The sequence below is a fragment of the Microcoleus sp. B4-C2 genome (assembly GCF_036705265.1).
In the GTDB taxonomy this organism is placed as follows: domain Bacteria; phylum Cyanobacteriota; class Cyanobacteriia; order Cyanobacteriales; family Microcoleaceae; genus Microcoleus.
In genome coordinates this window covers 1-23,294 of sequence record NZ_JAUBUB010000100.1, presented here as the reverse complement: position 1 = coordinate 23,294, position 23,294 = coordinate 1, and the positions used below count along the sequence as shown (strand labels likewise).

Below are 23,294 nucleotides of genomic sequence, written 5' to 3'. Positions count from 1 at the left end.
GTTCCGGAGTTGGGTAGAATCGATAGCTGAAGGCTTTGAGCGTCATGCTCACAGTCTAACACTTCGATTGTGATATTATGCTAGACTCAATGTAAAATCTTTGTAAAGCCGTCCTAGAAGGACGGGGTTTCAAACCCAAATTTCTGATGACAGATTTAATTAATGCCGTCAAGACGGGTGATGTTGCCGCTGTAGAAAGTGCGATCGAACAGCGTGCAGATATCAATGCCAAAGATGAGGAAGGTGCGACGGCTTTGACGACTGGGGCTGAGGCTGGCAATTCGGCGATCGTCAAAAAATTGCTGGCGGCTGGTGCGGATGTCAACAGTCAGGATAATGACGGGTGGACGCCGTTAATGAGTGCCGCTGCTGCCGGACATACGGAGATTGTACAGCTTTTGCTGGAGGCGGGGGCGGATGTGAATGCTAAAACTAATTTTGGTTTGACGGCTTTGATGAGTGCTGCAGGTAGCGGGCGCACTCAAGTTGTGGAATTTTTAATCGATAAAGGAGCTGATATCAAAGCGTATGATAATAATACTTGGACTGCCTTAATTTGGGCGTCTTCGGAAGGTCACAAAGATGCGGTTGAGGTTTTGAAGCTAGCGCGCGATCGCCATTAGAACTATTGCCAAAATACAATGCACCCCACCCCAACCCTCCCCTTAGTAAGGGGATGGGGCAAGATTATTCTTGTTTCCCCCCTTAATAAGGGGGGACTAAGGGGGGTGAATTTGACTTTTGCCAGATATAATATATTAAAAACTTAGAAACCGGGTTTATTCGAGAAACCCGGTTTCTGGAGGGTACAATTAATGAATAAATTTGCCCTTTTCCTATCATGGTACTATTCGATCGAGAAATGCGTTTGCCAACTAGCGCCGAACTTCCTTCTTCGGATGATACTCCTGTGGATAACGAAAATCAAAACTTTCTTCCCAACTTACTGTTATTCTTGCTCAAATTTCACTGGCTGCAGCGGAACGACTGGTTTTTTGCCGTGGATATGGGAGTTTATCACACGACGTGAGTAAGTCATCTGGTTCCAATCGTTCCTGACGGCTTCTTGAGTTTGGGTGTCGAAAGATTCAAAGGCGATACTTTGCGCCTTAGTTACGTCCTGTGGGAAGAAAATAATATTCCCCCGATTTTTGCCCTAGAGATTGTTTCTCAAACTTACGGCGGTGAATACGATAAAAAAATTGATATTTATGCCCGGTTGGGCGTGCTGTACTATGTGATTTACAATCCCTACTACTGGCGACGAGACCAACATCAACCGTTTGAAGTTTATCGTTTGGTAAATGGCGAGTACGAACAGCAAATTGGTGAACCTTTCTGGATGCCGGAAGTGGGTTTAGGCATTGGTCGAGGTCGTTACAGCGATGGGGAAACACCGTTGGAGGTTTTGTACTGGTTTGACGAACGAGGTAGTAGGTATTTGACGGCTGAAGAATTGGTAGCTCAATATCGCGATCGCTTCGGCGAGTTGCCGGAATAGGCAAGTGCGATCGCCCATTTTTTGAAAGTGCGATCGTACCAACAGCACACCAATGCCACTCCCGAATAGGTGCGATAATTCTATCCAATTAAAAGTGTTGCAAAAGGCGATTCTGGTAATAGATTCAACTTGAGATTTCCGCCACCTTCAATAACCGCGATCGTGTCAAAGCGACTAACTTGAGTAACTCCATTTTGAAAATCCGTGGGAAAGCCGTTCGTTTGGATAGCTAAATCTCGATTATTGTTGATCGGAACAATCAAGAATTGCTCTAAATCATACCCTGCTAGCTGGATGCTGTCCTGACCTTGGGTAAAGTTCCGAATAGTAGCAAAACCCGACCCGATGTAGAACTGTGCGATTCCGGCCGGGTTCCCCTTACTGCCTACTAAAGGTGTACCAAGTACAAATGTATCGCGGCCACTACCGCCAAGGAGAGTATCGAATTCATTGTTGCCGTCACTTTCATAATTTCTACCGGAACCAAAGCCATTACCTGTACCTAAACCTACTTCAACTCCAATTAATTCAACTTTCCCCATCCCGGAACCAGTCAGGATGTCATTCCCGGAAGTTCCGACAAAAGTAGCAGACCGATTTGGCTCGTTTTTGCCGAAATTGACGTAATGTTCGCGACCAGTTTTCAAGGCTCCCGATTCTACAAACGGCAGAATGTCGAGGTTTTTTTGTAAGTATTCCGGTTCCAATAAAGAAGTCCCAAACTGACCGTCTTTGATGCCGAATTCAATGAAATGCTGGTAGCCATTTTTAAAAGTTCCATTCTGAATAAACGGCTGCAACTGTCGGTTATTTGCTACATAAAACGCTTCGTCATACTCAGCGGATACGCGAGTGCGACCTTCTTCGTAACCGAACTGGATAAAGTGGTCTAGCCCGGTCGCAAAAGGCGCATTTGGGTTGTTGGGGGTGCGGACTAAGGTAGCGATGTCGGGGTTGCCCGCAAGGTAAGTAGCTTCGTCAAAATATCGCGATACTTTAGTTAAGCCCCCGGCTTGACCGAATTTTTCAAAGTGTTCTTTTCCAGATTGGATAACTCCTGCATCAATGGCTGGTTTCACCCAAGGATATTGAGCAAGGTAGTATTTTTCGTCAAAAATTGCGTAATTAGCCATGTTTTCCCACTGCGGCTTTAATGAGCTGTTTATGCAATTTATCAATAATCTGAAACTGAGACAATTACCTGATCGGGTGATTTTTTCCAAGTGTCAGTCAAATCTCATTTAAGCTCTATAAAGATGTCGTAATTCATCGTTGTTTATTGGAGAACGTAAAGTGCGATCACGGAATGCGAGTTGTTGGCATAGGAAAGTGCGATCGCACTCCCCAGCAGCAATCAGGCAAATCCTGAATACCTTCGATATTTCTACCCAAGTAAAGCTCTAAAAAAACTAGAGTCTGGTAATGGATTCAACTTGAGATTTCCGCCACCTTCAATAACAGCCAGCGTGTCAAAGCTACTAATTTCTGTAACTCCATTTTTAACGACGGGCAAGCCGTTGGTTTGAATAGCTAAATCTCGATTATTGTTAATGGGAAACACCAATAATTCCTCTAAGGAAGTCCTTACTAGCTGAATATTATCCTGACCTTGGGTAAAGTTCCGAATTGTCGCAAAACCCGGCCCGATGTAGAACTGTTGGAGGTTCGACAAGCCCCCCATCGTGCCTAGTGGCAACTCTGACAAGTCGCCGAGCACGAATGTATCGCGACCGCTACCGCCAATTAGAGTATCGAATTCATTGCTGCCGTCACTTTCATACCGTCGAAGGCCCCTAGGGGCTTCTACTTCAACTCCAATTAATTCGACCTTCCCCACCCCTAAACCAGTGAGGATGTCATTGCCGGAAGTTCCGACAAAAGTCACCGGCCGACCGGTCGGATCGAATTGCCCAACCTTGAAATAGTATTCGCGAGGGGTTTTCAAGGTTCCAGATATGATCAGCCCAGCGGCCTCGTTATTGAAGAATTGTGGTTCAAAGAAAGAAGTAGGCAACCGACCGTCTTTTACCCCGAATTGAATGAAATGCTGGTAGCCATTTTTAAACGTTCCATTCTGAATAAACGGCTGCAAATCTCGGTTAGTTGCTACATAAAACGCTTCGTCATACTCAGGCGATACGCGAGTGCGACCTTCTTCGTAACCGTATTGGATAAAGTGATCTAAGCCTGTAGCAAAAGGCGCATTTGGATTGTTAGGAGTGCGGACAAAGGGTTTAAGCTCTGGATTTCCCTCAAGGTAAGTTTCTTCGTCAAAATACCGCGATATTTTGGTGAGGCCGGCGGCTTGACCAAATTTTTCAAAGTGTTCTCTTCCAGATTTGATGATGCCTGCATCAATGGCTGGTTTCAGCCACGGATATTGCGAAAGGTAGTATTGTTCGTCGAAGATATCGTAATTCATAGTTGGCTGTTTAAAGTAAAGTGCGATCGTACTTTTTTATAAAACCATCGCTCACCATCAATAAAAAATCATTAATCATCAGCATTAGCTAATAACTAATGACTAATGACTAATGACTAATGACCAATGACTAATGACCAGTGACCAATGACTATCCAATCAAGAAAGTACCATTACCGTTAGATTCTTGGAAGCTTAAACCCAAGCTTGCTCCTCCTTCAATCACGCCTAGCACGTCTCCAAAACGCTGGATTGACAAATTGCTACCAACCGGAGTCAGGCTGTAGCCGTTTAAAGAAGTTCCTTGCAGTTGGATAAAATCGCTTTCTATGTCGAAGTTGCGAATGGTAGCTTGACCGTTACCCAAATACAGCGGTGTCGGGGTGACATTCCCGGCTGTAGCAGGAACTCCGAGTACGAATCTATCAGCTCCCGGACCACCAATCAGGACATCGAATTCATTTGTGCCAAAGCTTTCATACTGCCGGTTGCCTTGGGGATCAATACCTACTTCCACTCCCACAAGTTCGACATCGCCCACGCCCACACCAGTTAAAACATCGTTGGTACGGGTGCCGACAAAAGTCGCGTCGCGGGCAGGCTCAAATTGTCCAAAATTGAAGAAGTGTTCCCGGCCGGTTCTCAAGTTTCCAGAGTTGACAAACGGCACAATGTCGGGGTTTTCTTTTAAGTATTCCGGCTCAAAAAATGAAGTTCCAAACCGACCTTCTTTGGCCCCGAATTGAATGAAATGCTGGTAGCCTGATTTGAAAGTTCCGTTCTGAACGAATGGTTGGAGTTCAGAGTTGCTTGTTAAATAAAAGCTTTCGTTGTATTCGGGTGATACTTGGGTGCGGCGCTGTCCTTCATCGTAACCGAACTGAATAAAGTGATCGAGGCCGGTCGCAAAAGGCGCGTTTGGGTTTACTGTGCGGACGAAAGGTGCGAGGTCTGGATTCCCAGCAAGGTAAGCATTTTCGTCAAAATAACGCGATACATTAGTTAGACCGCCTTCTCGCCCAAATTTTTCAAAGTGTTCTCTCCCAGATGAGATGACTCCGGCGTCAATGGCTGGTTTGAGCCAAGGATATGAAGCCAGGTAGAATTGTTCGTCGAAAATTGCGTAGTTAGCCATATTTTCCCCCTAAAGTTTTGATGAGTTTGAGATTCTATAGCAATTAGTTTTCCATGAACTCGATCGCCGATCAGGAATTTACACAAACAGACGTTATGAAATGGTTTTAAATTCCTGGTAAAATGTCAATCTTGATGACTCAGCAATTATCCAAAGGCTACATTCTGCTTTCAGAAATTAAGCCTTTTTTCCCTCAGTTAATTGCTCGATCGCAAGTTTGATTAATTCTACAAAAGTTGGAACTTTTTTCAGGATTTTTTTCTCAATTCTTGGTTAATTTTTAATTATTTTTATCCCGCCCATTAATCCTATACACATAGTCTATACTATGTCAAGTAAATTTTTGTAAATAAAAATTGGAGTATTTGCTCAAGGAATTTATAAAAAAATGTAACGAAAATTTGGTCTAAATTTGTCGAATTGTGTCATGTGCAGGCTCAAATCGCCTAATGGCAAGCGTTTTCTGGTAAAAATGCTTATGGGATAAAAAAATTCCCGATTCCCGAAAACAGCATCTTAAAGGAGCCTAACCGGATGTTCACTCACGTCAAGCCCACCATTCGCCACGTTGTGCCGGAAAACTTGCAGGGGCGATCGCTCATGAAGGTGGTCTATGTCGTACTGGAACCGCAGTATCAAAGCGCCCTGTCGGCAGCGGTTCGATCGATAAACCAGAAAAATCCGAATTTGGCAATAGAAATCAGCGGCTACCTGATCGAGGAACTCCGCAGCCCGGAAAATTACGAGGCCTTCAAGCGGGATGTGGCGGATGCCAATGTATTTATTGCTTCTCTAATTTTCATCGAAGATTTGGCAGAAAAAGTGGTAGCGGCAGTGGAACCGCTGCGCGACAGCTTGGATGTCGCCGTCGTCTTCCCGTCGATGCCAGGGGTGATGCGACTCAATAAAATGGGCAGTTTCTCGATGGCACAGTTGGGACAAAGCAAAAGTGCGATCGGCGAATTCATGAAAAAACGGAAGGAAAAATCCGGGAGTTCCTTCCAAGACGGAATGCTGAAACTGCTGCAAACTTTGCCGAAAGTGCTGAAATATTTGCCCATCGACAAAGCCCAAGATGCCCGCAACTTCATGCTGAGTTTCCAGTATTGGCTGGGGGGTTCCCAAGAAAACTTGGAAAACTTCCTGCTGATGCTGTCACATAAATATGTCTTCAAAGGCCAGTCACAGCCGACTTTCCAAGAACCTGTTGTCTACCCAGACATGGGAATTTGGCATCCTTTGGCATCGTCGATGTTTGAAGATGTAAAAGCATATCTGACCTGGTTTAATGCCCGTACAGATATTTCTGCGGATCTCAAAGATCCCCTCGCACCTTGCATTGGTTTAGTGTTGCAACGCACTCACTTAGTCACGGGAGATGACGCGCACTATGTAGCAATGGTGCAGGAATTGGAGGCAATGGGCGCGCGGGTTGTGCCGATTTTTGCCGGCGGTTTGGACTTCTCGAAACCTGTGGAGACTTTTTTCTTGGAAGTCGGGGCAAAAGGTGTTACACCTCTGCCGATCGTTGATGCGGTGGTTTCTCTGACTGGTTTTGCTTTGGTGGGCGGCCCGGCGAAACAAGATCACCCAAAGGCGATCGAATCTTTGAAAAAATTAAATTGCCCTTACATGGTGGCTTTGCCGCTGGTTTTCCAAACGACTGAAGAATGGGAAAATAGCGATTTAGGCTTGCACCCGATTCAAGTTGCTTTGCAAGTTGCGATTCCTGAGTTGGATGGTGCGATCGAACCGATTATTGTGTCGGGACGTGATGGCGCAACTGGCAAGGCGATCGCCCTGCAAGATCGAATTGAAGCAATTTCCCAGCGCGCCATGAAATGGGCAATGCTGCGCCGCAAACCAAAATTAGATAAGAAAGTTGCGATCACAGTTTTCAGTTTTCCGCCCGACAAAGGCAACGTCGGAACAGCCGCGTACTTGGACGTTTTCGGCTCGATTTACGAAGTATTGAAAGCCTTAAAAGGTAACGGTTACGACTTGCCAGAATTGCCGGATTCCGCCGAAAAACTGATGCAAGAAGTCATCCATGACGCAACTGCCCAATACCAAAGTCCCGAATTAAATATTGCTTACCGGATGTCCGTAGCTGAATACGAAGAATTCACTCCTTACTCGGAACGGTTGCAAGAAAATTGGGGGCCGCCTCCGGGACATTTGAACAGCGACGGACAAAATTTGCTGATTTTTGGCAAACATTTTGGCAATGTGTTTATCGGAGTGCAACCTACTTTTGGATACGAAGGCGATCCGATGCGGTTGTTATTCTCTCGTTCTGCTAGCCCGCACCACGGTTTTGCTGCTTACTATACATATTTGGAGCGCATTTGGGGTGCGGATGCGGTGCTGCACTTTGGCACTCATGGTTCGCTAGAATTCATGCCCGGTAAGCAGATGGGAATGTCTGTCGATTGTTATCCTGACAGTTTGATCGGCAAGATTCCTAACCTCTATTATTACGCTGCTAATAATCCGAGTGAGGCAACAATTGCTAAGCGCCGCAGTTATGCTGAAACAATCAGTTATCTGACTCCTCCGGCTGAAAATGCTGGGTTGTACAAAGGTTTGCAGGAACTCAGCGAGTTAATTGCTTCTTATCAAACTTTGAAAGAGACTGGGCGCGGTGTGCCGATTGTGGATGCGATCGTCGAAAAATGCCGTTTGGTGAATTTGGATAAGGATATCGCGTTACCTCCCGAACAAGAACGAGGGGTTGCTGCGGATATGACTGCCGAGGAACGGGATAATTTAGTTGGCTTGGTTTACCGCAAGTTGATGGAGATTGAGTCGCGGTTGTTACCTTGCGGTTTGCACGTGATCGGTAAGCCGCCGACTGCTGAAGAGGCGATCGCAACTTTGGTTAACATTGCTAATTTAGACCGGGAAGAAGACGGATTAATCAGTTTGTCGCGGATTATTGCTCAAAGTCTCGATCGCAATATTGACGAGATATACACCAACAACGACAAAGGCATTTTAGCAGATGTTGAATTGTTACAAAACATCACCTTAGCCTGTCGGGATGCTGTTGGCGCTTTGGTGAAGGAACAAACCGATGCTGAGGGTCGAGTTTCCCTGGTTTCCAAGTTGAATTTCTTCAACATGGGCAAGAAAACACCTTGGATTGAAGCCTTGCACGCAGCCGGTTATAAAAAGGTCGATCCCGAACTGATTAAACCGCTGTTTGAGTATCTGGAATTCTGCTTGGAACAAGTTTGCGCCGATAACGAATTGGGCGCATTATTGCGCGCCCTAGAAGGCGAATACATTATCCCTGGCCCAGGCGGCGATCCGATTCGCAACCCGGATGTTTTGCCGACTGGGAAGAATATGCACGCTTTAGACCCGCAGTCAATCCCCACCACAGGGGCGATTAAGTCTGCTAAGGTTGTAGTCGATCGGCTATTAGAAAGACAGCGCGTTGATAACGGCGGAAATTACCCAGAAACGATCGCCGTTGTGTTGTGGGGAACCGACAACATCAAGACTTACGGCGAATCCCTCGCCCAAGTAATGTGGATGGTGGGAGTGAAGCCAGTTCCCGACGCTTTGGGCCGGGTAAACAAACTCGAATTGCTTTCTTTAGAAGAGTTGGGACGCCCTCGAATCGACGTAGTAATTAACTGTTCAGGCGTATTCCGCGACTTGTTCATCAACCAAATGAATTTGTTAGATAAAGCCGTGAAAATGGCAGCGGAAGCCGACGAACCGTTAGAGATGAACTTCGTCCGCAAACACGCCCTGAAGCAAGCGGAAGAAATGGGAATTAACCTGCGACAAGCAGCAACCCGCGTATTTTCCAATGCTTCTGGTTCCTATTCATCTAACGTCAACTTGGCGGTGGAAAACAGCACTTGGGAAAGCGAAGCCGAGTTGCAGGAAATGTACTTAACTCGCAAATCCTTCGCCTTTTCTTCCGACAATCCCGGAACAATGGAACAAGACCGGAAGATTTTTGAATCATCCTTGAAAACTGCGGAAGTCACCTTCCAGAACTTAGATTCTGCCGAGATTTCCCTAACCGACGTGTCGCACTATTTCGACTCTGACCCGACTAAATTGATCGGCAGTTTGCGCGCAGATGGGAAGAAACCGACATCCTTTGTTGCTGATACAACCACAGCCAACGCGCAGGTGCGGACGCTATCAGAAACCGTGCGTTTAGATTCGCGGACTAAGCTGCTGAATCCGAAGTGGTACGAGGGGATGTTGTCGCACGGTTATGAAGGCGTGCGGGAGATTTCTAAGCGTCTGGTGAATACGACTGGATGGAGTGCGACGGCGGGCGCTGTGGATAATTGGGTGTATGAGGATGTCAACACTACGTTTATCCAAGATGAGGAGATGCAGAAGCGTTTGCTTAACTTAAATCCTCATTCGTTCCGCAAGATTGTCAGCACTTTGCTTGAGGTGAATGGCCGGGGTTATTGGGAGACTTCGGAGAACAATTTGGATCGCTTGCGTGAGTTGTATCAGGAGGTGGAAGACCGGATTGAGGGGGTAGAATAAACCTCAGAATTTCGGACGATAGCCTTTAATCTGTAGGGACACAGCAATGCTGTGTCCTTATATTTTTGCGAGGGTTTTGATGAGTAGGAAGCGATCGCCCTCACAACTCACTCAATATGCTACAATGCTTAATAAAGGTCGTTTAGCCACGATAAAATACCGCTATGACTACCCTCACCCTCAACCTCAACCCAATTATTAAGCTGACAGACGATCAGTTTTTTGAACTCTGTCAAGAAAATGAAAATATTAGATTGGAACGCACAGCGAAAGGAGAATTAATTATCATGTCACCAGCAGGAGGAGAAACTGGAAGCAGCAATGCAGGATTAACAGCACAGATTTGGATTTGGAATCAGCAGAGTAAACTGGGTAAAGTTTTTGATTCTTCAACAGGGTTCAAACTTCCTAATAATGCAAATAGAGCGCCTGATGCTTCTTGGGTAAAATTAGAACGCTGGGATGCACTAACTTCCGAACAACAAAAGAAATTCCCTCCCATTTGTCCTGATTTTGTCGTTGAGTTAATGTCTCCCAGCGATAGTTTGAAAGACACTCAGGATAAGATGAAAGAATATCGAGATAACGGTGCTGTTTTAGGTTGGTTAATTAATCGCAAGTCGCGGCAAGTAGAAATTTACCGTCTGAATCAAGAAGTTGAAGTGCTAGAATCTCCAGCCTCTGTATCAGGTGAAGATGTTCTCCCCGGATTTATTTTGAATCTTGAGTCGATTTGGTAAAGTACGCGCGTGCGAAGCTATCCCGCAGGGAATCGCACCTGTCCAATGTTTAAGAGAGTAAAATAGAGTTATAGTTCTCGTGGAGTATTTGCAATGGTTCAAACCCTGGCGTACAGTAAAGAAGAGCTTGCAGGTTCTCACCTGGTTTTACATGATATCAGTTGGGAAACCTACGAACACTTGTTAGAAATATTTGCGGAACGTTCAACGCCGCGCATGACTTACTACCAAGGAACGCTAGAACTTATGGTACCTTTACCAGAACATGAAAGGTATAGCTGGACTCTCGGACGACTAATTGTAGCACTTTCTGAGGAAATTGGAATTGAAATTATCGGATTAAAATCATCTACTTGGCGTTCGGAACCGAAAAAAGCGGGCAACGAAGCTGATGAATGTTTTTATATCCAAAATGAAGCTTTAATGCGGGGAAAGTTAACTATCGATCTAGAAAATGACCCGCCGCCCGACTTAGCTGTGGAAATTGATTTGACTAGCTCATCTATCCATAAAATGGCGGTTTATGCGGAATTAAAAGTACCGGAGGTTTGGATTTGGAAGAAGGGGAAACTAATAATTAAAACTTTAAATGATACGGGTTATGTCGAGTCGGAAACCAGTTTGGCATTTGGCTCGTTTCCTGTCAAAGAACTGGCACAGTTTATGCACCTAGACTCAGAAAAGGGAGAGAATGCGAGAATTAGAGAGTTTAGAGAGTGGGTACGATCGCACTTAAATTAAATCCGGGTTTGTTCCCCCCCTTTATCCGTCGGCGGTTGAAACCGCTTCTTGTCAAACAAAGTCCGCTTACGCGGACTAAGAATACTGAGTTTTCACATACTGTTTCAACACGGGATTCAAACTAAACAAAGTTATCTTTTCCCGTTCTACAGCATCCAATAAAAAGCGATTTCCAAGAGATCGCACTGCATTTACTATTTCTGACGGCGAAAATGGTATTTTGTTGAAAATTTGCGACACAGCAACGGGTTCAGGTTGATTAGCCAGGTGAGTCATCACTGCCAACTCTGCCGGAGTCAAACGCGCAAAAGGTTGAGATAACTGAGATTGCAACCCTTCATCTAAAATCGGCATCTCGCACTGCAAAAACTCAGAAACTCTCCCCCCAAACAACTCTTGAATCAGGGTTGCAGTGAACTCCAACCACAGGGGATTGCCTTGATAAATGTCAATCAAAGTTGACCATGTTTCCTCATCGGATAACTTTTGTGAGTTCAAAATTTCTTTAGCTGCTTCTCCTAAACTTCCCAATACAAAACATCGCACGGGATGATACTCTTTTGATAATCTGGCAATTTCTCTGGGTTTTTCCCAACTATTCAATATCAAACAACTTTGATGACAAACTTCGGCAATTAGTTTAAAAAATAACTGATAATCTTCATATCCAGTTTTATATTGTCCCGCTAGTTCCCCGCTGCCGAAAAGCATCTGTACGTCATCGAGGACAATCAGACATCGGTTTTTTCGCAGGTAATCGAGGATTTGGGAAATTTTGGTTTCGATGTTTTGCGGAATTTCTGATTGTTGGGAAAAGATTTGCAGCAGGTTGGTGAGGGTTGCGTCTAGGGTGGGGGAAAAGCGGAGGCTGCGATAGATGACGTAATCGAATTGGGTTTTGATGCGATCGATTAGGCTTAGGGAGAGGGTTGTTTTGCCGATTCCGCTGATTCCCAGGAGTGCGATCAGGCGTGTGCGATCGCCCGTTATCCAGTTTTCGAGGGTGGAGAGTTGAGAAGTGCGATCGAAAAAGGTGAATATTTCCGGTGCGTCACCTAAGTCTATGTGGGGTTGGGTTGGGGTTTGTTGGGGGTTTTGGGGAGAGGAGGGCGATCGCACCTTTCTTTGACAAAAGTTTACATGATTATTAACTGTTACATTTTCGCTTCCGATAGTTGTTGGTGAAAAATTAGTGTAAAACTTTGCCCTTTCCAGTATCGCTTTAACATTTACTCTACTAACATCTTCCTCGAAGACATCTGATAGTATCTTCCATAGTTCATAAGCAGCAACCCTAACATAACCCTCGCTGCGATCGCAGTCTTGCGCTATCTTTGCATATTTCCGACCTTGACATACTTCTTTTAATATAGTCTCTTGCAGGTCGTCTAAGTGCTTCCCTGTTTTAGAAAAAACTTTTTCGTCGGCAAATCTTAAGACTTCATTAAGCTCCATAGATCGCGTTTGGGGTAATTTTTACTGATTTTAACTTATTTTTTCTAATATTTTAGATAACATTATCTAACTTTTTATAACTTTTTATAATACGGTCAAGTAAGCGATCGGGCAAAGTGGTCATTGTATGATTTTTTTAGCAAAGGTTGGTTGCACTGGACTTGACCATGCTACATCAGCCCAGTTGATATTTCGGAAATTTGCGATCGGGTGTATGAAGTAAGTCCCGATAATTCCGATATTGTCAGACTAATTACCATACCATACTCAGCATTACGGAAACCAATCAAGAGGTAATATGCCTAAAACCCATACTGGCAATATGCTTGCCATTCATGATGTTGATTCTAGGAAAGTCAAGGAAATGGTTCAGCACCTAATGAGTAAGAAAAGTTACTGTTTTCCGTCTATTAAAGTTCGGAGAACTAAAGATAATTTGCTGGTTGTAATCGATGGTGTACATCGGGCTGTTGCTTCTTGTGTTATTAATATCCCGGCTGATTATGACGAAGTTAGAGAAAATGAGTTATTAAATGATTCAGATATCGATAGGCGTAACCTATATTTGATATCTAAGTTGGCTAATAATTGCAAGGCTTAAATACTTAATTATAGCGTATATCTAACGGGATGGGATCGCTCTCTCGAATCTACTATACGCTATTGGAAAGAAAGGGAGAGGGTGCAGGGGGCGATCGCTGCGGGAGTACCAAAATTGGGATTTGTCGGTTCAAGAAAGATCAATCAGTACACTGAAAGGGTAATTTACAAATGCTATGACTGCAAGCAACAAACCTCTATTGATACTGATTCGCCACCGTAAATGCTTGCTTGAGTAATTTGACTTTAACCCATTGTACATAAATACACACATAAAACAAGAGACAATCAAATGTCATTAGAGCAATGGAAAAATGTTGATATATTCAATCCTCATGTCCAGTGGCAGAACGATCTGGCACTTAGACTCGTCGATACTTGCGAAACTATTGTTGGACGCCGGGGTGAAACAGGAATAGACCGTTTGGACTATGAGTTCCAAGGTAAATTTTACTTGGAAGATAGAGGCTACTACAAAGATAACGTTGTTATTATTAGTCTGAACAACAAATATAGGGAAATTTATTCTACAAAAATTGAGAATTGGGATAACGGTATTACAGTTACATTAGTATCTTCTAAAAAAGTTGTTTTATCAGCTACAAAAAGTAGGGTTGAATACGGAGATCCTGTTACCCACGGATTTACTTCCTCTACAAATATTATCAAAAGCTGTAACTTGTCGGTTTTTTTGATCGGTTCTTGGCTCGATCATATTGAATTTTTGAGGCTCATGGATGAACAATATCTAAAACAGCAAAAAGAACAACAAGATAAAAGAGAGGAAGAATATCGTCGTAAAAACTTTGGTAGAATCGATTAGCAATGCTTCAATAGCCTTGGTATGCCGAGTTTTTGATAAACTTCCCCAGGTTCGACGCTACTTTCTCCTGCTTGTTTGCGCTTCATTGAATCTAACAATTTCTGCTTGACTTCTTCCTTAACTTCTAAACCTGCATCAGGATCGCCCAAATATTCTTCTAAACACTGTTCCACGGTATGCCGAATTAAGTCCCGCAATTGGTCAACTGTCATGTCTTTGACTTGCATCTTAATCTCCTAGTCTGTGGGATTATCAATAATAAATAATAGCAACTTTAGTATTGAACAAATGAATCAGAATGTTGGTATCGAGAAGATATTTATTAATCATCCCATTCTTCTCTAAGTTGCAACTGGAATTCCAAAGCATCCACACGATACGGCAAAAAACCGCGCCATCTCTTTAAATTTTTCCTGGGCAGTCTTTCTCTGCTACCCTGAATATGGGTTGTTGCCCGATCGCGCATCAAAGCTGACAATACTTCTAAAAGCTGCTGTTGCTCGTCAGGAGTAAGATTTTGAGCCTGACTCAGTACCTCGTTATAAGTAGACATAGGCTTTATGTTGAGATTTTTTGGCTGATTGTTATTATAGCAATTTAGGATTAAGGGAAGTGCGATCGCCCTTATCTTCCCAAAGTACGATCGCCCTTTGCTTTCCAACACCAACCTAATTAATACCCTATATAAGCGGTTTTCTAAACCGATATCCATCAGGTTCTACAACCACAAATGCCCCTCTTAGTTCTACTTCCGAGTAATTTTCTATAACTCCTGCTAGTTCATTATGAACTTCATTCAGCATTTTAGGTAAGACTCGAAGGTAAATCACACCTGTTCCGATCGCCCTCACAAAAACAAGATTTCCGTAATCTCTGTCTCGCGTAACCAGGATGCGATTTTCTGCTTGCGCTACTCTCAGTATTTCTTCATCACTTGCTTGCGCTAGACCCATTTGAGCGACAACAATTACATCATGTCCTGCATCAATCAAAAACTTTGTGGTGACAGCATACACATCTTGATCGATCAGAAATTTCATAATTTAAGCTAATGCCAAATGCACATCTTCAGCCGCCACCAGTGCGATCGCATAACGCAAGCACGCCCGAATATCATCCATTTCCAGATCGGGATAGTAGTCTCGGATAATTTCTCCAAAAGAAAGCCCTTCATTTAGTAATTCGAGAACGCTCTGTACAGTAATGCGCGTACCCATTATGCAAGGCTTACCGAAGTGAATTTGAGGGTTGACGGAGATTCTGTCCATTTTGACCACAGAGCTATATGTCTCTTCTATTTTAAGTCATCAGGTAGGCGATCGCCACCTGTATTTTTCACCAGCGGCATTATTTTCCAATCAGCCGATCGTACTCTGCGTGAGTACCAATCCAAAACCACAAAATACCTGTTTTAATTTCAATACCCAACGCCCGATAAGCTTGTCCGGCCCTTACAGACCAATAATTACCAACCTTCTTAAAATGCAGAGAAGGATGAGACGGATCTGCCTTCAGCAACTCATAACACTGATCTGCTGTAGCTTGTACATTTGATGGCAAAGCATTGTAATAATCCCAAAATTTTCTCCTTCGTGTAGTGCATTAAATCTCTCGATAGTTACCACTCTCAAAATCTGCGATCGCCTCTGCTGCTAAAGCATCCAGTTTACCCTCAGCAATATCTTTCTCTAACTGAACATCCCATCGTTGGTAATCCAACTTTAGAAACTACTCTAACAACTCTCCAATCTTGTTGGGCGGAAGTTGGAGAATCGCATTTTCTATCTGTTCAATAGTCAACATAGGCTATCTTAACTTACACTAAATTTCGTTGATTTTTTGGCTTGGTATTTATTATATCTCAATTCGGGATTCGGGGAAAAGCGATCGCCCTTAATCTTCCAAAAGCGCGATCGCACTTCAGTTAATCATAAATTTCTCTCCTGTGTCCAATCTGGTGAATAGTAATCACCTTTAAATCATCATCAAAAGAATAAATTACCCGATAATCACCCACTCTTAACTTAAAGAAACCTGCCAGATTAGCCGACAACGGCATAGGAGTAATTTGTTCAAAATTTTCAGCCAACCAATTGATTTTATTACCTATACGCTCCTGCACAGCCTGAGTCAATCTTTCTTGGTTAACCAGAGCTTCTGCTGTCAACTCAACCGAATAGCTCATTACGATTTCATGCCAAGTTTTTGATAAACTTCCCCAGGTTCGACGCTACTTTCTCCTGCTTGTTTGCGCTTCATTGAATCTAACAATTTCTGCTTGACTTCTTCCTTAACTTCTAAACCTGCATCAGGATCGCCCAAATATTCTTCTAAACACTGTTCCACGGTATGCCGAATTAAGTCCCGCAATTGATCAACTGTCATGTCTTTGACTTGCATCTTAATCTCCTAGTCTGTGGGATTATCAATAAATAATAGCAACTTTAGTACGGTTTTCCCTGTAACTTAGCTATCCATTTTTAGAGTAATTTTCTCTAACTCCTGCTAGTTCCTTAACTTTGATGATAACAGGACGGGTTCCTCCTTGTTCAGAACCCTCAACAGGTTCAAGTCTAGCATCATAGACTTCTCCCCGGTTCATACAGGAGATTCTCCCAATTGCAGCGCTTCCCAACTCGCTACCGCAAACTCAGCCTCCATCTGTAGCACTTGAGCTTGATACTCTGGATCTTGTACCATTTCAATCAGTGCTGCATCAATTTCCGATCGTTTACCCTCAGTCTGGGTTGTTACCCGATCGCGCATCAAAGCTGACAATACTTCTAAAAGCTGCTGTTGCTCGTCAGGAGTAAGATTTTGAGCCTGACTCAGTACCTCGCTATAAGTAGACATAGGCTTTATGTTGAAATTTTTTGGCTGATTGTTATTATAGCAATTTAGGATCGAAGGAATGGCGATCGCCCTTTTTTCCTAAAGTGCGATCGCCCTTTTATTCCCAAAGTTCGATCGCTCTTATACTATCTTGCACAATTTGTTAGCTGTTGCGAATTCACCTCAAAGGCGATCGCAAACTCCGCTTGCGGCAGCAATCTTTTGATAATCCGCAAGTGTTCCTCGGCGTCGTTTCGGCGGCGAAAACGCGCCACAGTCAGGCGTTGCAGGTTGGGCAGGTGGCGGTAAATCACCCACGGGTAAAGTTGTTGTTTGTAGTTCATCCTAGTTCTGCGATAGATTGCGGGCAAAATGAGACACTAGAAAGGCAGGGCTGATTTCCCGTACTCTGCCCTTTTGCTGTCTATATAGACATAGTGTCTGGACAAAGTTGTTTTGTCAAGTAGTCTAGACACTATGTCATATTTTGTAATGATTAAGCGAAGACAACCTCAAGAAGAAGCTGGCGAATCACCGCTGAAAAAACTCAGAGATGAGTTAGGAATGTCCCAAGAAGAATTTGCTCGGCAAATTGGGACATCGGTACGCACTGTGAGTCGCTGGGAAGCCGGAGATAACGTGCCGACATTCACAATTGCCCAGATGAAAGCTTTGGCAAATTTTTTGCGATCGCGCGGGTTAACTCTTGATGACTTGCCCGATCGCTTTGGCCCGCCTGAGTGAGTATCCGATCGCCCTTTATGCTATACTCTAAGTATATACAATTTGTATATACATTTTTAGGTACTTTGAATATGACTATCTCGCGCAAACGACTTGAAGAATTAGAAAATATTCCAGAATCCGCGATCGATACCTCTGATATTCCTGAATTAGATGCGAATTTTTGGGCAAAAGCAAAACTCGTAACACCACTGACAAAACAAGCTATTTCTTTAAGAGTTGATAGCGATGTATTAGATTGGTTTAAAAGCCAAGGAAAAGGCTATCAATCTCTAATGAACGCTGTGCTGCGCTCTTATGTTGAACATCACGTAAAAAGCAGTGAATAAATAAATGTGCGATCGCCCTTTTCTTCCCAAAGTACGATCGCCCATCTTTCTTAAACCTCAAACGGGTTAATCAGTGTGAGTTCAGCAATCCACCGAAAATCCCCTATATTTCTTGTTACTAAAGTTCTGTCATATACCAAAGCTGTTGCCGCAATAATAGCATCCCCAAGTGTCATTCTCCTTATCTGTCGCAACAGCACTGCGCGATCGAGTACAGCGTTAGAAATTGGTACAACCTCCACCACACTAAAGAATTCCTCAAAGTACAATCTATACTCTTCATTTAGCCGATGATAACCCAAGACTTCAAGGTAACTTATTGCCGATACCACTATGTCATTTTCGCCAATAAAATGCCTAATCTGCGAGTTTTCTGGCTGGGAAGCGTAGATAATAATATTACTGTCTAGCAACATTCATTATTCATCCCTACCTGGAAGTGGACGGTCTTGACGCAAATCTCGCTGCCATTCCACTGGATCGCTAATATCAGCAAATACATTATTTGCTGCAATTTTTTCCAATACTTCAACTATTCTCTGACGGCGAACCTCTGCACTTAAAGTCGCTCGCTCTTCTTGTAAAGTAACGTAAACTCTGACAGGGCGATTGCCCTGTGTTGGAACCTCATTAGCCCATTCTAAAATGTTTCCCTTCAATATAGCCTCAAATATTCGCTGCATAGCTAATATCAACTCTTCTTTATTTTTACTATTATAACCCTTTTGAGCTTTAAAGCTACCTGTTTGATTATACCAGATAGTCTGAAATTTGGCTCCTGCTGCCCTGATTTTCCCTGCATTGCGATCGCCCCGATGTTGCCTGCATTACGATCGCCCTGAGCTTCCCCTGCATGGAAATTTAGTTTTGAGGAAGGTTGGCAGGAACTTTAATGTTATCACCTACGCTTCAAGCTCAGCACGCTGAGAAAAAAGCTCGACAAAACCATCTGCAAACCAACAGTCAGGCAAGTGAGCGAGGGAATAACCAAACGCAGAGTTTTAGAAGGGTCGAGAGAACCGAAAGCCGTTTCGCTCCAGATAGTTAATGACAAGAACGAGCCCACTATTCCGATTAAAATCAGCGTGACTCCGACAATCAATCCTGTCTCTAGGGTGACATAGCGAAATATTTTGTTGACTTTGGGGTCTTCCGGCAGGAATTTCTCGCTGATGGCGAAAATTTTGGTGAAAAAAGCGAAAGTTACTGCTTGAAAACCGATGATAATTGCGATCGCACCATACAGCAGCGTGTGTACATCAAAGCTAATACCCCCGATTTTTTGAGTACCGGGTAACAGCCAAATGCTAACCATTAGACCCCAAATCATCAGCGCAGTACCCGGATACAAAAACAGCCACCGAGGACTGTAAAGCAGCAAAAATCGCAGGTGTCGCCAGCCATCTCGCCAAGTTCTCAAGTGCGGCGGGCGGCTGCGGCCGTCGGGAGAAAGTACGGTTGGGATTTCAGTTATCCGCAGCTTGTACACAGAGGCCTTGACCACCATTTCGCTAGCAAATTCCATCCCCGTTGTTTGCAAGTCGAGTTTCAAAATTGAGTCTCTCCTAAAACCCCTGAGTCCGCAGTGAAAATCGCCGACGGGACTTGCAAAAAATAGCCGCCCAACCCATGTCAGCACCGGATTTCCTAAATATTTGTGCAGTGGCGGCATTGCACCCGGTTTGATTCCCCCTTGAAAGCGGTTTCCCATCACTAAGTCGAAACCTTCTCGCAATTTGTGGACAAAAGCGCCGAGGTTGGAAAAATTGTAGCTGTCGTCAGCATCGCCCATGATAATATAAACTCCGCGCGCTGCGATGATGCCTCCCATGAGGGCGCTGCCGTAGCCTTTGGCTGCTACGGGCACGACTCTCGCTCCCATTCTGGTAGCGATATCTTGAGAACCGTCAGTGCTGCCGTTGTCTGCTATGATGACCTCGCCTGCAATATCAAGTTCGCGCAGGGACTTCTGTGCCTTCTCGATGCAGATTTCTAAAGTTTCTGCTTCGTTCAGACAAGGCATGACTATCGATAGTTCTAGAGTGTATTCTCCGCTTGGGTTGGTCTGCTCTGCCATATATTTGTTCGACTCTCGATCGCGATCGACCATACTTGATTTTCCCGTATCTCTGCTTAAAATATTAGTGGTGAATAAAACCTAGCCAAACTTAATTAAAGTTTTTCAGGTTTTTGGGAACGGCAATTTTTGATTGTACTATAGGTTAGTAAATTTATGAATAGAAGCGTGTTTTTGTTATTGCTTGCTGCAATATTGTGCGGCGTCGCAGGTCAATTTAGTCTGAAGGCAGGAGCTAAAATATTAGGGCCCATTGGCGCTGCTAATTTAATAGAAAAAATTATAGCAATGGCTACTCAGCCTTTGATAGTAAGTGGTCTTTCTTTGTATGCAATTTCTTCGATCGGGTTTATTGTAGTTTTATCGCGGGCAAACCTTAGCATAGTCTCGCCCTTACTGTCAATTAGTTACCTGTTTACTGTTGTAGGCGGCAAACTTATATTTCACGAGCCTTTGCCGCCGCTGCGGTTGGTAGGCGTGGGGCTAATTATGACAGGAGTAATTTTTGTACTCCGAGGTCAAGCTGGGGGAGTGACTGGAGGCAACTAATACGATTTTAGATTTTAGATTTTAGATTTTAGATTGACGATTGGAGAATTTTAAATTAAGTCCACAGGTGAATATCACGGATATTTAACTGAGTTCTAAAATTTATATTCGGAAGTTAAGTCAGGGTTTCTATCGGTTGTGGGGCGGTGGAAAGGGTGTATGTGAGTTTTTTTTCCTAAAATGATGCTGCTGTATGTCTAATATTTCTGAGCCTGTGAATCCCAATCAATTATTGAGCGATCGCACCGCAGTTATTGCTACCATGCACCAAAAAGAACGGGTAATGGCTCCCGTTTTGGAACGAGAATTGGGCGTAAATATCCTAGTACCTGCGGCGCTTGACACTGACGCATTCGGCACCTTCACCAGAGAAGTTAAACGCTTAGGAACACAAATAGAAGCGGCTCGCCACAAAGCACAAAAAGCCCTAGAAATTGCGGGCGAAACTCTTGCCTTTGCCAGCGAAGGTTTTTTCGGCCCTCACCCAATGATGCCCTATCTGCCAGCTAACAGAGAAATCGTAATTTTATTAGATCGAGCCAACAATCTAGAACTAATCGGTGACTCTTTCTCCGTTGAAACTAACTACAGTCACCAGTTAGTTTCCAGTATAGAAGAAGCAGATAATTTTGCGAAAAAAGCGGGATTTCCCGAACACGCACTGGTGGTTATAGTTGGCGACGCTGCCATCGGTAACGGCGAAATTATCAAGGGCATTAGGACAGAAAAACAATTTTTTGACGCTGTGACAGCAGGCTTAAAAAAATCGTCAACCGGCCGAGTTCACATCGAAACAGATATGCGGGCGATGTACAATCCAACTCGGATGAAAAACATCGAAAATGCAACTCTCGATTTAGTTAAAAAATTTAAGCAATTCTGCCCGGAGTGCGGTTGGCCGGGATTCGATATAGCTGAGAGGAAAATCGGATTGCCCTGCGAACTTTGCTATTTTCCGACTCAGCTAGTGCGATCGGCAATCTATAAATGCAAAAACTGCGGTTATACTAAAGAAAAACTATTTCCCGACGGTCGAGAGACTGCCGATCCTTCCCTGTGTCAATATTGCAACCCTTAGAAAAATAATTGGCTAAACTTAGTAAAATTTGTCACAATATTATTGATAGTTCCCTAATTAAATTCACTAATGATAGCCGTAGAAACAGAACGCAACTGGAAACCCGTTATTAAAGAATTCGAGGCTGTAGTCGGCAAAAATGGCGTCGTACAGCGCCGCGAAGAATTGATTGTCTACGAGTGCGACGGACTCGCCAGCTATCGCCAGCGACCCGCCGTGGTGGTATTGCCTCGAACTACGGAGGAAGTGGCGCAAGTGGTCAAAATATGCGATCGCAACTCAATTCCCTGGGTGGCTAGAGGCGCAGGAACCGGCCTTTCCGGCGGCGCTTTGCCTGTAGAAAACTGCGTGCTGATTGTCACTGCCCTGATGCGAAAAATCCTGAAAGTAGACTTAGAAAATCAGCAAGTAGTCGTGCAACCGGGAGTAATTAATAACTGGGTAACGCAAGCAGTTAGTGGCGCCGGTTTCTACTACGCGCCCGATCCTTCCAGTCAAATTGTTTGTTCGATTGGGGGCAACGTTGCCGAAAATTCTGGCGGGGTTCACTGCCTCAAATACGGAGTCACAACGAATCACGTTTTAGGATTAAAATTGGTACTTCCCGACGGTTCTATTGTCGATGTCGGCGGCGAAATTTCCGAAATGCCCGGTTACGATTTAACTGGTGTATTTGTCGGTTCCGAAGGCACTTTAGGAATCGCCACAGAAGTTACTTTGCGAATTCTCAAAGCGCCCGAATCTATTTGCGTTCTCCTAGCCGATTTTTCCAGTATAGAAGCAGCGGGCGAATCGGTTTCCGATATTATCAGCGCTGGCATTATTCCCGGCGGCATGGAAATTATGGACAACATCAGCATCAATGCTGTGGAAGATGTGGTGGCAACTGGATGTTATCCCCGCGATGCGGCGGCAATTCTCCTCGTAGAAATTGACGGTTTAGAAGTGGAAGTTGCCACAAACAAACAGCGAATTGCTGATATTTGCAAGCATAACGGAGCACGAAATATCACCACGGCAACTGACCCGGAAACGCGCCTAAAAATTTGGAAAGGGCGGAAAGCTGCTTTTGCTGCGGCGGGTCATCTCAGCCCGGATTATTACGTGCAAGACGGCGTAATTCCGCGAACGCAAATGGCTTATGTTTTGAAAGAAATTGAGGGCTTGAGCGAAAAATACGGTTATCGAATTGCCAATGTATTTCATGCGGGAGATGGGAATTTGCACCCGCTGATTCTGTACGATAACTCGGTAAAAGGTGCGCTGGAGAAGGTGGAAGAATTGGGCGGGGAAATTCTCAGGCTTTGCGTGAAAGTTGGGGGAAGTCTTTCGGGGGAACACGGCATCGGCGCTGACAAGAAGTGTTTTATGCCGGATATGTTTTCGGAGGTTGATTTGGAGACGATGCAGTGGGTGCGTCAGGTGTTTAATCCGAAAGGTTTAGCGAATCCTGGGAAGATGTTTCCGACGCCGAAGACTTGCGGGGAAGCGGCGAGGGCTAAGGTTGAAACTTTTAAGAAGTTGGAGGGTGCGGAGGTTTTTTAATTCGCTTTTTATGCGGGTAATGTGAGCAGAAAAACACCCTGAAGTTGTTTCTAGAATGGGGAGGCAGAGCCTCTAAGGAATCAGAATTAAATAACTTCCACTCTTGAAAGTGGGATGGGCGTCCCGCCCGTCCTTTTTTGACGGGCGGGACGCCCCGCCCACAATAACAAATAAAATTGTAAGTTATTTAATT

At 44.2% G+C, this 23,294-nt stretch carries 30 protein-coding genes; 13 read left to right on the top strand and 17 right to left on the bottom strand.

The features are described from left to right. Positions 1–146: 146 nt before the first annotated feature. The 3 genes from QUB20_RS23575 to QUB20_RS23565 all read left to right on the top strand — a co-directional run bounded on the left by QUB20_RS23575 (position 147) and on the right by QUB20_RS23565 (position 1,501). Positions 147–623: an ankyrin repeat domain-containing protein gene (locus QUB20_RS23575; RefSeq protein ID WP_333243904.1), complete on the top strand. Its 477-nt coding sequence runs from the start codon at positions 147–149 to the stop codon at positions 621–623. A 218-nt stretch (positions 624–841) separates the two neighbouring features. Then, complete coding sequence (locus QUB20_RS23570; RefSeq protein WP_333054079.1) at positions 842–1,030, top strand: hypothetical protein; 189 nt, start codon at positions 842–844, stop codon at positions 1,028–1,030. Between the two features lie 9 nt (positions 1,031–1,039). Continuing rightward, on the top strand, positions 1,040–1,501 hold the full coding sequence (locus tag QUB20_RS23565) for a Uma2 family endonuclease (RefSeq protein WP_333054093.1): 462 nt from the start codon (positions 1,040–1,042) through the stop codon (positions 1,499–1,501). 80 nt (positions 1,502–1,581) lie between these two features. Here QUB20_RS23565 and QUB20_RS23560 read toward each other — a convergent pair whose 3' ends face one another. The 3 genes from QUB20_RS23560 to QUB20_RS23550 all read right to left on the bottom strand — a co-directional run bounded on the left by QUB20_RS23560 (position 1,582) and on the right by QUB20_RS23550 (position 5,058). Beyond that, on the bottom strand, positions 1,582–2,634 hold the full coding sequence (locus QUB20_RS23560) for a calcium-binding protein (RefSeq protein WP_333243907.1): 1,053 nt from the start codon (positions 2,632–2,634) through the stop codon (positions 1,582–1,584). A gap of 251 nt (positions 2,635–2,885) precedes the next feature. Then, positions 2,886–3,923: a calcium-binding protein gene (locus tag QUB20_RS23555; protein ID WP_333212321.1), complete on the bottom strand. Its 1,038-nt coding sequence runs from the start codon at positions 3,921–3,923 to the stop codon at positions 2,886–2,888. Between the two features lie 151 nt (positions 3,924–4,074). Further along, positions 4,075–5,058 (bottom strand): calcium-binding protein, encoded by a 984-nt coding sequence (locus QUB20_RS23550; RefSeq protein WP_333243910.1) that lies wholly within the window; start codon positions 5,056–5,058, stop codon positions 4,075–4,077. A 534-nt stretch (positions 5,059–5,592) separates the two neighbouring features. Here QUB20_RS23550 and QUB20_RS23545 point away from each other — a divergent pair. From QUB20_RS23545 to QUB20_RS23535, 3 genes are all read left to right on the top strand, one after another. Continuing rightward, positions 5,593–9,588, top strand: coding sequence for a magnesium chelatase subunit H (locus QUB20_RS23545; RefSeq protein WP_333243913.1), 3,996 nt, complete (start codon positions 5,593–5,595; stop codon positions 9,586–9,588). Between the two features lie 164 nt (positions 9,589–9,752). Further along, on the top strand, positions 9,753–10,328 hold the full coding sequence (locus QUB20_RS23540) for a Uma2 family endonuclease (protein WP_333243916.1): 576 nt from the start codon (positions 9,753–9,755) through the stop codon (positions 10,326–10,328). A gap of 93 nt (positions 10,329–10,421) precedes the next feature. Beyond that, on the top strand, positions 10,422–11,069 hold the full coding sequence (locus tag QUB20_RS23535) for a Uma2 family endonuclease (protein WP_333243919.1): 648 nt from the start codon (positions 10,422–10,424) through the stop codon (positions 11,067–11,069). Between the two features lie 75 nt (positions 11,070–11,144). Here QUB20_RS23535 and QUB20_RS23530 read toward each other — a convergent pair whose 3' ends face one another. Continuing rightward, positions 11,145–12,524 carry an ATP-binding protein gene (locus tag QUB20_RS23530; RefSeq protein ID WP_333243922.1) on the bottom strand — a complete coding sequence of 460 codons (1,380 nt, stop codon included), beginning with the start codon at positions 12,522–12,524 and terminating at the stop codon, positions 11,145–11,147. Between the two features lie 298 nt (positions 12,525–12,822). Here QUB20_RS23530 and QUB20_RS23525 point away from each other — a divergent pair, with 298 nt between their 5' ends. Then, the gene (locus tag QUB20_RS23525; protein ID WP_333243924.1) at positions 12,823–13,125 is read left to right on the top strand and encodes a hypothetical protein; all 303 of its coding nucleotides are present in this window, start codon (positions 12,823–12,825) and stop codon (positions 13,123–13,125) included. Between the two features lie 291 nt (positions 13,126–13,416). After that, positions 13,417–13,947 (top strand): hypothetical protein, encoded by a 531-nt coding sequence (locus tag QUB20_RS23520; RefSeq protein WP_333243927.1) that lies wholly within the window; start codon positions 13,417–13,419, stop codon positions 13,945–13,947. On the opposite strand, the gene QUB20_RS23515 is transcribed toward QUB20_RS23520, so the two are convergent. The 10 genes from QUB20_RS23515 to QUB20_RS23470 form a co-directional block, all read right to left on the bottom strand. After that, positions 13,944–14,174 (bottom strand): hypothetical protein, encoded by a 231-nt coding sequence (locus QUB20_RS23515; protein WP_333243930.1) that lies wholly within the window; start codon positions 14,172–14,174, stop codon positions 13,944–13,946. The two genes, QUB20_RS23520 and QUB20_RS23515, sit on opposite strands and share 4 nt — an antisense overlap. Positions 14,175–14,269: 95 nt before the next feature. Further along, the gene (locus QUB20_RS23510) at positions 14,270–14,500 is read right to left on the bottom strand and encodes a hypothetical protein (RefSeq protein WP_333243933.1); all 231 of its coding nucleotides are present in this window, start codon (positions 14,498–14,500) and stop codon (positions 14,270–14,272) included. Positions 14,501–14,627: 127 nt separating this feature from the next. Next, positions 14,628–14,987: a DUF5615 family PIN-like protein gene (locus tag QUB20_RS23505; RefSeq protein WP_333243936.1), complete on the bottom strand. Its 360-nt coding sequence runs from the start codon at positions 14,985–14,987 to the stop codon at positions 14,628–14,630. A 3-nt stretch (positions 14,988–14,990) separates the two neighbouring features. Continuing rightward, positions 14,991–15,215, bottom strand: coding sequence for a DUF433 domain-containing protein (locus QUB20_RS23500; RefSeq protein WP_333031785.1), 225 nt, complete (start codon positions 15,213–15,215; stop codon positions 14,991–14,993). Positions 15,216–15,294: 79 nt separating this feature from the next. Further along, a complete protein-coding gene (locus tag QUB20_RS23495; protein WP_333243939.1) occupies positions 15,295–15,507 on the bottom strand; it encodes a ParE family toxin-like protein in 213 nt (70 codons plus the stop codon). Between the two features lie 364 nt (positions 15,508–15,871). Further along, positions 15,872–16,132 carry a type II toxin-antitoxin system RelE family toxin gene (locus tag QUB20_RS23490; RefSeq protein WP_333054057.1) on the bottom strand — a complete coding sequence of 87 codons (261 nt, stop codon included), beginning with the start codon at positions 16,130–16,132 and terminating at the stop codon, positions 15,872–15,874. Beyond that, positions 16,132–16,347 (bottom strand): hypothetical protein, encoded by a 216-nt coding sequence (locus QUB20_RS23485; RefSeq protein ID WP_333210050.1) that lies wholly within the window; start codon positions 16,345–16,347, stop codon positions 16,132–16,134. Before QUB20_RS23485 ends, QUB20_RS23490 begins: the two co-directional genes overlap by 1 nt. Before the next feature lie 70 nt (positions 16,348–16,417). Next, a complete protein-coding gene (locus tag QUB20_RS23480) occupies positions 16,418–16,549 on the bottom strand; it encodes a type II toxin-antitoxin system PemK/MazF family toxin (RefSeq protein ID WP_333210048.1) in 132 nt (43 codons plus the stop codon). Beyond that, the gene (locus tag QUB20_RS23475) at positions 16,546–16,800 is read right to left on the bottom strand and encodes a hypothetical protein (RefSeq protein ID WP_333243943.1); all 255 of its coding nucleotides are present in this window, start codon (positions 16,798–16,800) and stop codon (positions 16,546–16,548) included. Before QUB20_RS23475 ends, QUB20_RS23480 begins: the two co-directional genes overlap by 4 nt. Positions 16,801–16,925: 125 nt before the next feature. Beyond that, entirely contained in the window at positions 16,926–17,123 is a 198-nt protein-coding gene (locus QUB20_RS23470; protein WP_333212349.1) for a hypothetical protein, read from the bottom strand. Between the two features lie 148 nt (positions 17,124–17,271). Here QUB20_RS23470 and QUB20_RS23465 point away from each other — a divergent pair, with 148 nt between their 5' ends. Continuing rightward, positions 17,272–17,523 carry a helix-turn-helix transcriptional regulator gene (locus tag QUB20_RS23465; protein ID WP_041623394.1) on the top strand — a complete coding sequence of 84 codons (252 nt, stop codon included), beginning with the start codon at positions 17,272–17,274 and terminating at the stop codon, positions 17,521–17,523. A 71-nt stretch (positions 17,524–17,594) separates the two neighbouring features. Next, positions 17,595–17,852: a BrnA antitoxin family protein gene (locus QUB20_RS23460; RefSeq protein ID WP_333085439.1), complete on the top strand. Its 258-nt coding sequence runs from the start codon at positions 17,595–17,597 to the stop codon at positions 17,850–17,852. A 50-nt stretch (positions 17,853–17,902) separates the two neighbouring features. Here QUB20_RS23460 and QUB20_RS23455 read toward each other — a convergent pair whose 3' ends face one another. From QUB20_RS23455 to QUB20_RS23445, 3 genes are all read right to left on the bottom strand, one after another. Then, the gene (locus QUB20_RS23455; protein WP_333243946.1) at positions 17,903–18,268 is read right to left on the bottom strand and encodes a type II toxin-antitoxin system VapC family toxin; all 366 of its coding nucleotides are present in this window, start codon (positions 18,266–18,268) and stop codon (positions 17,903–17,905) included. A 3-nt stretch (positions 18,269–18,271) separates the two neighbouring features. Beyond that, on the bottom strand, positions 18,272–18,535 hold the full coding sequence (locus QUB20_RS23450; RefSeq protein WP_333243949.1) for a hypothetical protein: 264 nt from the start codon (positions 18,533–18,535) through the stop codon (positions 18,272–18,274). A gap of 215 nt (positions 18,536–18,750) precedes the next feature. Then, entirely contained in the window at positions 18,751–19,962 is a 1,212-nt protein-coding gene (locus QUB20_RS23445) for a glycosyltransferase family 2 protein (RefSeq protein ID WP_333243952.1), read from the bottom strand. A gap of 123 nt (positions 19,963–20,085) precedes the next feature. Here QUB20_RS23445 and QUB20_RS23440 point away from each other — a divergent pair, with 123 nt between their 5' ends. The 3 genes from QUB20_RS23440 (at position 20,086) to glcD (ending at position 23,101) form a co-directional block, all read left to right on the top strand. Then, positions 20,086–20,478 carry a transporter gene (locus tag QUB20_RS23440; protein ID WP_333243954.1) on the top strand — a complete coding sequence of 131 codons (393 nt, stop codon included), beginning with the start codon at positions 20,086–20,088 and terminating at the stop codon, positions 20,476–20,478. A 193-nt stretch (positions 20,479–20,671) separates the two neighbouring features. Beyond that, positions 20,672–21,556, top strand: a complete 885-nt coding sequence (locus QUB20_RS23435) for a DUF6671 family protein (RefSeq protein ID WP_333243957.1) — start codon at positions 20,672–20,674, stop codon at positions 21,554–21,556. A 69-nt stretch (positions 21,557–21,625) separates the two neighbouring features. After that, on the top strand, positions 21,626–23,101 hold the full coding sequence (gene glcD / locus QUB20_RS23430) for a glycolate oxidase subunit GlcD (protein WP_333243960.1): 1,476 nt from the start codon (positions 21,626–21,628) through the stop codon (positions 23,099–23,101). Positions 23,102–23,294 lie beyond the last annotated feature (193 nt).

Coding starts and splice junctions, on each gene's coding strand:
- QUB20_RS23560 (WP_333243907.1), bottom strand. CDS start 2,634: ATGGCTAATTACGCAATTTTTGACGAAAAATACTACCTTGCTCAATAT.
- QUB20_RS23435 (WP_333243957.1), top strand. CDS start 20,672: ATGTCTAATATTTCTGAGCCTGTGAATCCCAATCAATTATTGAGCGAT.
- QUB20_RS23525 (WP_333243924.1), top strand. CDS start 12,823: ATGCCTAAAACCCATACTGGCAATATGCTTGCCATTCATGATGTTGAT.
- QUB20_RS23465 (WP_041623394.1), top strand. CDS start 17,272: ATGATTAAGCGAAGACAACCTCAAGAAGAAGCTGGCGAATCACCGCTG.
- QUB20_RS23520 (WP_333243927.1), top strand. CDS start 13,417: ATGTCATTAGAGCAATGGAAAAATGTTGATATATTCAATCCTCATGTC.
- QUB20_RS23445 (WP_333243952.1), bottom strand. CDS start 19,962: ATGGTCGATCGCGATCGAGAGTCGAACAAATATATGGCAGAGCAGACC.
- QUB20_RS23440 (WP_333243954.1), top strand. CDS start 20,086: ATGAATAGAAGCGTGTTTTTGTTATTGCTTGCTGCAATATTGTGCGGC.
- QUB20_RS23530 (WP_333243922.1), bottom strand. CDS start 12,524: ATGGAGCTTAATGAAGTCTTAAGATTTGCCGACGAAAAAGTTTTTTCT.
- QUB20_RS23535 (WP_333243919.1), top strand. CDS start 10,422: ATGGTTCAAACCCTGGCGTACAGTAAAGAAGAGCTTGCAGGTTCTCAC.
- QUB20_RS23490 (WP_333054057.1), bottom strand. CDS start 16,132: ATGAGCTATTCGGTTGAGTTGACAGCAGAAGCTCTGGTTAACCAAGAA.
- QUB20_RS23550 (WP_333243910.1), bottom strand. CDS start 5,058: ATGGCTAACTACGCAATTTTCGACGAACAATTCTACCTGGCTTCATAT.
- QUB20_RS23570 (WP_333054079.1), top strand. CDS start 842: ATGGTACTATTCGATCGAGAAATGCGTTTGCCAACTAGCGCCGAACTT.
- QUB20_RS23545 (WP_333243913.1), top strand. CDS start 5,593: ATGTTCACTCACGTCAAGCCCACCATTCGCCACGTTGTGCCGGAAAAC.
- QUB20_RS23480 (WP_333210048.1), bottom strand. CDS start 16,549: ATGAACCGGGGAGAAGTCTATGATGCTAGACTTGAACCTGTTGAGGGT.
- QUB20_RS23575 (WP_333243904.1), top strand. CDS start 147: ATGACAGATTTAATTAATGCCGTCAAGACGGGTGATGTTGCCGCTGTA.
- QUB20_RS23475 (WP_333243943.1), bottom strand. CDS start 16,800: ATGTCTACTTATAGCGAGGTACTGAGTCAGGCTCAAAATCTTACTCCT.
- QUB20_RS23450 (WP_333243949.1), bottom strand. CDS start 18,535: ATGCAGCGAATATTTGAGGCTATATTGAAGGGAAACATTTTAGAATGG.
- QUB20_RS23455 (WP_333243946.1), bottom strand. CDS start 18,268: ATGTTGCTAGACAGTAATATTATTATCTACGCTTCCCAGCCAGAAAAC.
- QUB20_RS23460 (WP_333085439.1), top strand. CDS start 17,595: ATGACTATCTCGCGCAAACGACTTGAAGAATTAGAAAATATTCCAGAA.
- glcD (WP_333243960.1), top strand. CDS start 21,626: ATGATAGCCGTAGAAACAGAACGCAACTGGAAACCCGTTATTAAAGAA.
- QUB20_RS23540 (WP_333243916.1), top strand. CDS start 9,753: ATGACTACCCTCACCCTCAACCTCAACCCAATTATTAAGCTGACAGAC.
- QUB20_RS23515 (WP_333243930.1), bottom strand. CDS start 14,174: ATGCAAGTCAAAGACATGACAGTTGACCAATTGCGGGACTTAATTCGG.
- QUB20_RS23485 (WP_333210050.1), bottom strand. CDS start 16,347: ATGCAAGTCAAAGACATGACAGTTGATCAATTGCGGGACTTAATTCGG.
- QUB20_RS23500 (WP_333031785.1), bottom strand. CDS start 15,215: ATGGACAGAATCTCCGTCAACCCTCAAATTCACTTCGGTAAGCCTTGC.
- QUB20_RS23470 (WP_333212349.1), bottom strand. CDS start 17,123: ATGAACTACAAACAACAACTTTACCCGTGGGTGATTTACCGCCACCTG.
- QUB20_RS23555 (WP_333212321.1), bottom strand. CDS start 3,923: ATGAATTACGATATCTTCGACGAACAATACTACCTTTCGCAATATCCG.
- QUB20_RS23510 (WP_333243933.1), bottom strand. CDS start 14,500: ATGTCTACTTATAACGAGGTACTGAGTCAGGCTCAAAATCTTACTCCT.
- QUB20_RS23505 (WP_333243936.1), bottom strand. CDS start 14,987: ATGAAATTTCTGATCGATCAAGATGTGTATGCTGTCACCACAAAGTTT.